At 33.6% G+C, this 9,790-nt stretch carries 8 protein-coding genes; 3 read left to right on the top strand and 5 right to left on the bottom strand.

The features are described from left to right. Positions 1-39: 39 nt before the first annotated feature. The gene (locus BM289_RS09945) at positions 40-825 is read right to left on the bottom strand and encodes an alpha/beta fold hydrolase (protein WP_244165353.1); all 786 of its coding nucleotides are present in this window, start codon (positions 823-825) and stop codon (positions 40-42) included. 359 nt (positions 826-1,184) lie between these two features. Between BM289_RS09945 and BM289_RS09950 the strand changes: the two genes are divergently transcribed. Further along, complete coding sequence (locus BM289_RS09950) at positions 1,185-2,381, top strand: polysaccharide deacetylase family protein (RefSeq protein ID WP_091492831.1); 1,197 nt, start codon at positions 1,185-1,187, stop codon at positions 2,379-2,381. A 194-nt stretch (positions 2,382-2,575) separates the two neighbouring features. Here BM289_RS09950 and BM289_RS09955 read toward each other — a convergent pair whose 3' ends face one another. The 4 genes from BM289_RS09955 to BM289_RS09970 all read right to left on the bottom strand — a co-directional run bounded on the left by BM289_RS09955 (position 2,576) and on the right by BM289_RS09970 (position 7,845). Continuing rightward, positions 2,576-6,115: an ABC transporter permease/M1 family aminopeptidase gene (locus BM289_RS09955; protein ID WP_091492833.1), complete on the bottom strand. Its 3,540-nt coding sequence runs from the start codon at positions 6,113-6,115 to the stop codon at positions 2,576-2,578. Between the two features lie 4 nt (positions 6,116-6,119). After that, a complete protein-coding gene (locus tag BM289_RS09960; RefSeq protein ID WP_091492835.1) occupies positions 6,120-7,004 on the bottom strand; it encodes an ABC transporter ATP-binding protein in 885 nt (294 codons plus the stop codon). A gap of 116 nt (positions 7,005-7,120) precedes the next feature. Next, positions 7,121-7,327, bottom strand: a complete 207-nt coding sequence (locus BM289_RS09965) for a helix-turn-helix domain-containing protein (RefSeq protein WP_012024053.1) — start codon at positions 7,325-7,327, stop codon at positions 7,121-7,123. A 2-nt stretch (positions 7,328-7,329) separates the two neighbouring features. Continuing rightward, positions 7,330-7,845, bottom strand: a complete 516-nt coding sequence (locus BM289_RS09970; protein WP_091492836.1) for a DUF2975 domain-containing protein — start codon at positions 7,843-7,845, stop codon at positions 7,330-7,332. 176 nt (positions 7,846-8,021) lie between these two features. Between BM289_RS09970 and BM289_RS09975 the strand changes: the two genes are divergently transcribed. Both BM289_RS09975 and BM289_RS09985 read left to right on the top strand, forming a co-directional pair. Beyond that, positions 8,022-9,035: an LLM class flavin-dependent oxidoreductase gene (locus BM289_RS09975; RefSeq protein WP_091492838.1), complete on the top strand. Its 1,014-nt coding sequence runs from the start codon at positions 8,022-8,024 to the stop codon at positions 9,033-9,035. A 535-nt stretch (positions 9,036-9,570) separates the two neighbouring features. Next, the coding region (locus BM289_RS09985) for a hypothetical protein (protein WP_143102063.1) at positions 9,571-9,790 on the top strand (220 nt) is incomplete at its 3' end.

Below are 9,790 nucleotides of genomic sequence, written 5' to 3' on the forward strand. Positions count from 1 at the left end.
AGTAGCAAAATCTATGTTTCTATGTGTTTAAAAAAATAATCAAGTAACTTTCTCAATCCATTTTGAAATGCATTCAGCAACTTCCTGCCATTCTGATTGAAGAATTACAAAATGACTTTTGTTTCTAAATTCCTTATAACAAGTTATAGAATGCATATTTCTATGTTTTTTGAAATTCCACAAAACGAGTTTTGGAGTAATAATTTTATCTTCTGAACAAGAAATAAAAAAGAGCGGAACATGTTTTTTTCTGAAATTGATTTGAGCATTTTTTGAGAATAGATTTCGAAGCGCTTTTTTGGATTCCGGAATAATTAATTTCTCGTATTCTTTTTTCGGTTCTTCAGCAAATACATTAATAAAAAAGGTATTCTGCCAGTCTTTATAGGGTAGAATCAATGTTTTTTTAGAAGAGAAAATATTCCACATATAACCTAAAATACTTTTATAAAATGAAAATTTGGAAGCCGTAAAACCTTTTGGAGGAAAAGAATTGATGCAGATTCCGGCTTCGGCCAAATCTTTCTGAAGTAGCAATTGTACTAGAAGTCCGCCATACGAATGTCCTATTAAAATGGGTTTTTCAGGAAGTTTCTCAATGATTTCAGTATAATAACACAAAAGATTATATAAAGTAATCGATCCAATTTTTACACACGAATTCTGTTTTCTTAAATTTTCTACCGAATCATTTTTATGAAGCCAGGGCGGAGCAACCACTTTGTATCCTTGTTTTTCAAAAAAAGCAAGCCATGCTTCCCAATAAAAATGACTCACAAAAGCTCCCGAAATAAACACAATCGTTTTTGTATTAGAAAGATACATAGCAGGATTTTTTTAGGTTATATTTTAAAATACAATCTATATGCCTGTTTAAAAAAGCCTTATTATTACTGAGCTGATGAGGTTTCGACTCAATTGTAATTATTATATTTCGTTAAATACTTTTTTAGGTATTGAAATATCATTTTTTTGAATGTTCACAATAGAAAATTAGACAAGAATGAAACAGATTCGCTCTGCGAAAACGCGGATAAAAACGGATTTTTCATTCGCATAAAAAAAATCCGTGTAAATCCGTGTCTTTGCGATAGCAAATCCGCTTCATCCGCGTACAATTCTACAGCATTTGATAGTTTGTTTTTAAAGAAAATGTACCTTTAAAAAATCTAACTAAGCTAAAAATGAAAATACCAAGTTTCCAGATCAAAGCATTTTTATTCATTTTGATTCTTTTACTTCAGTTCTCTTTCAATACTATTTATTCGCAAAATATTTCCTTTAAAATAAAACTAAAATCAGAAAGTAAAGTAGAAATAAAAGCTTCACCATTAAAATTCAACAAACATTTTGCTTACAGTTTTACACTTGACGATGGTTATCGTTCAGCTTATATGACTGCTTTTCCCTTATTGAATGGAGGAAAAATTAGTAGTTCATCTATTAATGAATGGAAAATCGATCAGGGTGGAGATGGATCAACTTCAAGAGGACTTTTTTATTCGGACGGATTCGGAAATAAAATTCCGTTTAAACTGGCTTTGGCTATCAATGGCGGATCAATTCGTGATCTACCTGAAAACCGAGGACATCTTTCATGGTCAGAAATCAAAGAAATGTACAACGCAGGCTGGGATATTTTGAATCATAGTTTTCATCATGCCACTAAACACGGAACAAATTATAAAACGGAAGTAACAGAAAATACAACTTCAATTAAACAAAATCTAGATTTTACAATGTCACATTTTGTGGTTCCGGGTGGAGAAGGAGATGAGAAGTATTATTTGGAATATGAAAAAGAGGCTCTTAATAATGGACATTTTTCTGTAGCGTCTTATTATGGTGCTGGTCCGGTTTACAAAGTGAATTCGAAAGTAAATTTGGATAAAATGATTTCGGCCAGAACTTTTGTATTGAGTTCAAAAGACACAATCGATTTTAAAACGATGGATCGTTATTTAAAAACGATAGATTCGATTGTAAAACAACCAGAGTCAGTTTGGTTTAACGATTTTACCCACGGAACAGGAAATGGAAATCTTTGGAATTTAAGCATGCGTTTTCTAGATTTCAAATACTATATGACAACGCTTGCCAATAAATACGGAGAAAAAGGAAACGATTCCGTCTGGATGGCACCGTGGCAGGAAGTTTACGAATATATTTGGTTAAGAGACCGAATCAAAATCGAATGCAAACAAAACAAAAAAGAAGTAGAAGTAACGATTATACTTCCCGAAATTCCTGAAACGTTTCGTCACAAGGATATTTCATTAAATATAAAAACGTCATCCAAATTTGAAATCGAATTGGCCAAAGATTTGAATATAAAAGACGACGGAAAAACAAGTCATAAACAGATTTTGATTCATTTGTAATAAAATAGGACGTAAAAATTTAAACACATAGAAACATAGTTTAGCATAGTGCTGAAAAGGCGTTTCACTTGCATAAATACACATAGTTAGTAAGCTTCAGCTATGTGTTAGAAACTAGTTTCTTTTCAACTCCCTTTTAGATAAAGAAAAATCTATGTTTCTATGCGTTTAAAAACTATACACAACGAAATAAATCAATCAATATCTTTCTCGTTGTCCTTTATAAAGGTATCGATATTCATTAAATACGGATCAATCACAATTCGCTGAGGTTTTGTTTTCAATTTAATTTTTCCTTCAATTTTATTGTTTTTTATAGCGAAAGGATAACGAAACAGCTTGCCACTTTCATCATAAATTCCAATATCTATTGTAGCATCATTTAGTATTGGTGTGCGTTTTCCAGTAGCATTTTCTCTGAATTTCTCAGAAACAGCTTTAAAAGAAACCTCATAAAAGCCATTTTTTTTCTGACTTTCAACCGAATTTATTTTAGAAGAATAGGTAATAATCTGTTTAAACATTTCATCCAATTTAGGATGCAGCTTGACATTTGCAACAGCATAAATTTCCTTTAATAAACTTTGAGCATCAGGAATCGGATTTGGATATTTCGAATGATTTAGAAAATTTCGCAAAGCCAGATTCACTTTTTCTTCCCCAATCAAAACCCGAAGCTGATGCATCACCAGCATACCCTTATCATAATGTAAATGTGGCGTTTCGTAATTTGTTTTATATAAAGGTGTTTCAGGTTCGTAACTTCGGCTGCTTAAATACAAATCCAGATGAATTTTTAAAGTTTCCAACGCTTTTTCCAAACCATGCTCTTTTTCATAAAGCATCAGTTCAGTGTATTGGGCTAAAGTTTCGGTCAAAATCCAGCTTCCTTCTTTCTGTTCCGGACTAATCTGCGCATTTCCCCACCATTCATGCGACAATTCATGAGCCGTTAATTGATTAATTACATCTTCTTTGTCCTTGTTGTTGAGATTGCTGTAAAAACCAAAATTCTCTTTCATATAAACTGTAGACGGATAAGAAGTCGCGGCAAATCCATCAGCGAAAGCAGAAACTTCGGCATAACGAATCGTTTTATACGGATATTTTCCAAAATTATTTTGGCAGTAATCCAGCGTGTTTTTTAAATCCTGAATCAGTTTCGCAATATTTCTGGAATGTCTTTTATCATAATAAACTTCAATTGAAATGCCTTTATAATTCGTTTTTTGAATTTGATATTCTGCTGACGAAAAAGCAAATCGGAACGGAATTTTTCCATTTGATTGATAATGAAAATAATTGCGGCCGTCTTTTTTCCAGTTTCCAATTAAATTTCCAACGCCAATTGCAGTTTGATTTCCAGAAGTCGAAACCACAGCGTCATAATCAATAAAATCATTTGCAACATTTGATTTCTCTTCTAGTTTTTTTAATGGAGTCTGAGATTTCAAATGTCTTTTCGTACGCTCTTTTTTACTGCTGATTTCATTAGAATCCTGATAACCGAAAAGTGGAAAATAACGGCTTATTCGCATAAAAGACCCGTTTTCGATTATAGAATTAAAAGCAGTATGCCCTTTAAATGGTGACCACGAAGACTCAAAGGAAAAACTAATTGTTATTTTCTGTTGAGGTTCTAATGGTTGCTCCAATCGATACCAATAATGATGAAATGCTGAAACGTCTTTTAAGCTTTTTGAATTCGGAATTTCCAGAGAAATTAGTTTCGAATTTTGATCTATATATAGGAGTAAACTATCAATTGGTCTTTCAGCGTTATTGATTAATTCGTAAGTTCCTTTTACTTCGTAACGATTTTCTTCAGGAAACAAATCGACATTACTTTTTACAGCAACAATCGTTGGCTGAACCAGATTCGTATATTTTTTAAACTGACGCTCGTATTGTTCCCTCCAATTATTCTGATCATCTTCGGTCAAATACGGATATTCAATATTCGTTTTATAAAAAAGATAACTTCCAAAACCAATAAAAAGAAGAGTTCCGAAACCCAAAATCGCTTTTTGAACACTATTAAATGAATTTCTGCGAAAGGTTTTTACAATTGATGCATTTCGTTTCCATAAAATTGCAGTCAAAGTTAAAAGCACTAAAGCCAAACCAAGATTATAAAACATCTTAATAAGAAACGGATAGCTATAAGCTCCAAAACCATTCATATCAAAGTATTCTCTTTTAAAAGAATCTCCAAATCGTAATAACGGATGTGAAATTCCCAGCTGTTCGCCAATTCCCGTACAAAACAAAATACAGATAAAGGCAGAAACGGCTAATCCTAAATATTTGTTTTTAACGAAAGTCTGAATCGCAATGATTAAAATCGAAATCAACAACATCGGAAATCCGAGATAATAAAACAAAGAAAGATAAAGATCAATTTCGATTGGAGCATTTGCGTGAACAAGCTGAAATCCGCATCCAATCAAAATACTGATGCTAATTATGATTAATGGAATGATGAAAAGCGCCGTCAGTTTTGCCATTAAAACAGCAAACTGAGAATAAGGAGCAGTATTTTCCAGCATTTCAAATTTCGAATTTTCGCTTCGGTTGACCAATTCATTGCTGTAAAACAGAAGAATTAATATTAAGATAAACGGAAGGCGATCCATTATGGTCGAAATCATTAAAGCCGTATCTGTAATTTTTTCCGCTAATCGGATACCGCCGTCAATTTCGTCTGAAATTTCAATCATCAATAAACCTGAAAATAAAAGTACAATCAGTAAAAACGGAATTCCCTTCAAAACCAAAAAAATATCCATTTTGATATTGCTTTTAAAAACTGCCCAATTATGTCTGAAAGTTTTGAATTCGATGTTTTGTGGAATCTCAGAAGAAAGAACTTGTATTTCTTTTTGAAAAACTTTTGACGTTTTTAGCTTTTTAGTTTTTGTTTTTCGGAAAGAAAACAATCGATACGAAATAAAAACCAAAAGAAATGAAACGCCAATCCATAGAATTCGGTTGAATAAAAAATTCCCTGAAAGAGAAACCAGTTCGGTGTTTTTTTCAATAGAAGTCCAATATCTCGTTTGTTCCAAAAAAGCTGCCAGCCCAAACGGATCAATCTTTGCTGCCCAGGACATGGCTTTCGCCGAAGAAGGAGAGGCATTGGCAAATATTGGTGAATTAGAAAATATAGAACCTGCTATATATAAGATGTAAATTAATAAACCGCCAACATAAATAAAAAGTTTACTTCTAGTAAGCCAAGCCAAGGCTGTCAATATCGAAAGGCATAAGAAAATATTCGGAATTACAATTACCAGATAAGGCCAGAGATAATTTAGAATTTTAAAAGGACCAATTTCACTTTCAGAAAGCCAAGACATTTGATGTCCAATAATCATTCCCAAAATAAACATTCCAAAAGAAACTACAGCAGTACTAAAAGCCGTTATAAATTTGCTCCCCAAATAATGAAATTTTGAAACGGGAGAAGAGAAGATAATCGAATCAAATTTGGTTTCGTATTCTCTTAAAAAACTTTGTGCCGCTTGAAGCGTAATCGAAAATATTGTCATCAGCGAAATCAAACCAATCGCATACGTAAGCACATAAGGACTATTTTTGTAAGCACCCGAAAAAGAGAAGTTTGCAAAAGCACTCACAAAAAATCCTAAAACCAAATAAATGATAAATGTGGCATAAAATGTCCAGCTTCTGGTATTGTTATGCCATTCAAATCGAATTAATTTAGAAAGCATAACTTTAATTTTTAAATTGATTTTGAGCTAAAACACTGAAATAAACATCGCTTAAATCTGGCGAAATCAATTCAAAACCAGAATCAGGCTGATGATCTGAGAAAACATGAATATTAATTTTTCCGGAATTCAAGTGAGATGAAATGATATCGAAGTTCAGTTTATGATCTTCTAATTCTGATTTCTGAATAGCCTTTGTCCAGATTTTACCTTTTAATGTTTCAATTGTTTCATTAGGTTTCCCTTCAAGAATCAATTTTCCGTTGGAGATAATAGCCATTTTAGGGCACAAGTCACGAACGTCTTCTACAATATGAGTAGATAAAACTACAATTATGCTTTCGCCAATTTCGCTCAACAGATTATTAAATCGGTTTCTTTCTTCCGGATCCAATCCAGCTGTTGGTTCATCTACAATAATAATCTTTGGATTTCCCAACAAAGCCTGAGCAATTCCAAAGCGCTGACGCATTCCTCCCGAAAAAGAATGAACCGCTTTTTCTTTATGCTGTAATAAATTGGTTTGCTGTAACAAATACAAAATCTGATCGTGTCGTTCCTTTTTATTGATAATTCCTTTCAAAATGGCCAAATGATCGAGAAGTCGATAAGCAGAAACCTTTGGGTAAACACCAAACTCTTGTGGAAGATAGCCCAGGTTTTGTCTCATAAACATTGGGTTTTCTATAATATTAATTCCGTTAAATTCAATAATTCCCGAAGTTGGCTCCTGTAAAGCGGCAATCGTTCGCATTAAAGTAGATTTTCCTGCGCCATTCGGCCCAAGCAGGCCAAACATGCCGTTTGTAATGTCAAGCGATAAATGGTCAATCGCTTTTGTACCATTATCGTACGTTTTGCTGAGATTTTTGATTGATAAACTGTTCATTTTTTGATTGATTTTTGTTGATTGATTAAATAATGATCTGAAAAATTAGGCAATAGAATACCTGTCGGCTCCAAAAACCGATTTTTTATAAAGAAGAAATAAGATTTAAAAGAAAACTATTCCGCTACGTATTCTAAAATATCGCCAGGCTGGCAGTCTAATATTTTACAAATAGCTTCGAGAGTATCAAATCGGATTCCTTTTGCTTTTCCAGTTTTTAGAATCGATAAATTGGCAGGCGTAATATCTAGTTTTTCTGCCAACTCTTTACTCTGCATCTTGCGTTTGGCAAGCATTACATCAACATTTACAATTATTGGCATAGTTATATAAATAAGTCTTGTTCATTCTGAAGGTTTAAACCTTGTTTAAAAATAGCAGCTAAAAAATAAGCAAAAGCACCAAGCATTCCGTGAAGTATAATAAAAAGCGAAACTTCATTATCCAGCGGAACAAAAAAGAAAGCGATGAATATTACGATAGACGGAATTAATAAATTCGATAAATAAAATCGCCTTAAATGCGAAATACCGTTAACAGTGAATAATTTAGGCTGAAAAAATATTTTGAAAACATTACTACTCAATAAAAAGAATAATCCGTACAAACTCAAAGGCGCCAGAAAATCAAATAAAATGTAAGGCAGGTTATAATCGCCCAACATCATAGGGTGAGAAGTAAACGGATAACAAACCTGAAAATACTTTCCATTATCTTTAAAAGTCAAAAACAGTCCTGTTGTTAATGTGAAAACAGAATAGGATGCCAAAAAGAAATAGACCACAGCTAAAAATCTGGTGAAGTAAAATAGTATTCTGGATACAATATGAGTTGTTTTCATATATCTTAAAAGTTAGATTTATATTGCAAATGTATAATTAATTATTGTAAAACGATAATTAATTATCAAAAAATAATTATTTGAGAAGATTAGTTGAATATTATAATTCTCTTAACACTAGAAAACAAAAGGCATCCGAATAAATGAGTTAATTTTGCATATTAGCATTTTTTTATATGAAAAACCCAATTTCAGTCTCATTATTAGAGCTCGCTATCATTACTCAGGATAGCAATGCATCAGAAACATTCCAAAAAACAAAAGATATAGCGCAATTAGCAGATACTTTAGGATACAAGCGATTTTGGCTTGCAGAACATCACAATATGGCACATGTTGCCAGTACAGCAACAGTTGTTTTAATTGGTTACATTGCAGGTCAGACCAAAAATATCCGTGTAGGTTCTGGTGGAATCATGCTTCCAAATCATTCTCCTTTAGTAGTGGCAGAACAATTCGGAACTTTGGAAACACTTTACCCAAACCGAATCGATTTAGGTTTAGGAAGAGCACCAGGAACAGATCAGCCAACTGCCGAAGCAATTCGAAAAGATTTTTTTGAGCAAGCACAGCGTTTTCCTCAAAATGTAAGCAAGCTTCAAGAATATTTTTCAAGCGAAAATGCCACAGGAAAAGTGCGCGCTTTCCCAGCCGAAGGCTTAAAGGTGCCAATCTGGATTCTAGGTTCAAGTATGGATAGTGCAGCTTTAGCGGCGGCTTATGGATTACCCTATGCTTTCGCTGGACATTTTGCACCAAAGTTGATGATTCAGGCATTTGAATTTTACAGAGAAAATTTTCAGCCCTCAGAGTTTTTAGATAAACCCAAAACAATGTCCTGTGTAAATATAATCGCAGCAGATACAAATGAAGAAGCTGAGTTGTTGTCTACAAGTTTGTACCAAATGTTTTTAAACTTAATTAGAAACGACCGCAAAGGTTTACAGCCTCCAGTTTCGTCACTAGACGATATTATGAACGAAGCAGAACGTTTTCACGTTAATCAAATGACAGTCGGAACTTTTACAGGAAACAAAGAACAATTAGTAACTGATCTTAAAAAATTCATCGACTACGCCAGAATCGACGAATTAATGGTAACAAGTCCAATCTATGATCATCAGGCAAAACTAAAAAGCATTCAGATTACAAAAGAAGTTATAGATAGTTTGAATAAAGTACTTGCATAAGTATATCGTTATCTATAAATAATGTAAGCCCGACAGTTTTTCAAAACCTGTCGGGTTTGTTTTTCTATACATATATATAATAGTGTATTCCCATTTTCCGTAGAGACGCACCGCAGTGCGTCTACTGCGTAGTAAGGACATGAAAGAGATACGAGATTTAAGAGATTGCAATTGGAATCTGGAATTTCAGAAATTGGAGTTTAAATTTTCGGGAGCAGTTTCCCGCTATCCGCTTCACACGAGCGATAGCGAACTGACGAAGTAATCTTTTGCTTTTTAAAGAAAAAAGCAAAAGGATTTCCGCTACTATCGGGGCTGTGGCCTCGGTTTTCAGCAGAAATTTCAAGGAAGAATTAGGTGTTGTTTCAGGAAATAAAATAAAAAACCCACCGCCTTTGCGCCTTTCGGATATCAAAAAGGGCAGAAAACAAGGCCTTGCGCCTTGGTGCCTTCGCGGCAGAACACCCCAAAAAGGAACAAAGTAAAGAAAAACCCCACAAGGAACGGAAAAAACTTCAGTTATAAAGGGCGAGTTATGAGAATGTTAGGAAAAAGAACAAAAAAAAGTCAAAAAAACATCCGAAAAAAGCTTGCGGAAGCGGAAAAAGGTTCTACTTTTGCACCCGCAACAGCGAAAACGTTCACAGCAATACTGACAAAGGCCAATCAAAAAGAGAAAAGAGATTTTCGGAAAAAAAAGATTGAAAAAGCCTTGCAGGATTGGGAAAAGCGTTTTACATTTGCACCCCGCAAAC

Source organism: Flavobacterium phragmitis, assembly GCF_900112575.1.
GTDB classification, from domain to species: domain Bacteria; phylum Bacteroidota; class Bacteroidia; order Flavobacteriales; family Flavobacteriaceae; genus Flavobacterium; species Flavobacterium phragmitis.

Excerpts from the sequence above, each read along its gene's own strand:
- BM289_RS09945 (WP_244165353.1), bottom strand. The coding sequence starts at position 825 with ATGTATCTTTCTAATACAAAAACGATTGTGTTTATTTCGGGAGCTTTT.
- BM289_RS09950 (WP_091492831.1), top strand. The coding sequence starts at position 1,185 with ATGAAAATACCAAGTTTCCAGATCAAAGCATTTTTATTCATTTTGATT.
- BM289_RS09955 (WP_091492833.1), bottom strand. The coding sequence starts at position 6,115 with ATGCTTTCTAAATTAATTCGATTTGAATGGCATAACAATACCAGAAGC.
- BM289_RS09960 (WP_091492835.1), bottom strand. The coding sequence starts at position 7,004 with ATGAACAGTTTATCAATCAAAAATCTCAGCAAAACGTACGATAATGGT.
- BM289_RS09965 (WP_012024053.1), bottom strand. The coding sequence starts at position 7,327 with ATGCCAATAATTGTAAATGTTGATGTAATGCTTGCCAAACGCAAGATG.
- BM289_RS09970 (WP_091492836.1), bottom strand. The coding sequence starts at position 7,845 with ATGAAAACAACTCATATTGTATCCAGAATACTATTTTACTTCACCAGA.
- BM289_RS09975 (WP_091492838.1), top strand. The coding sequence starts at position 8,022 with ATGAAAAACCCAATTTCAGTCTCATTATTAGAGCTCGCTATCATTACT.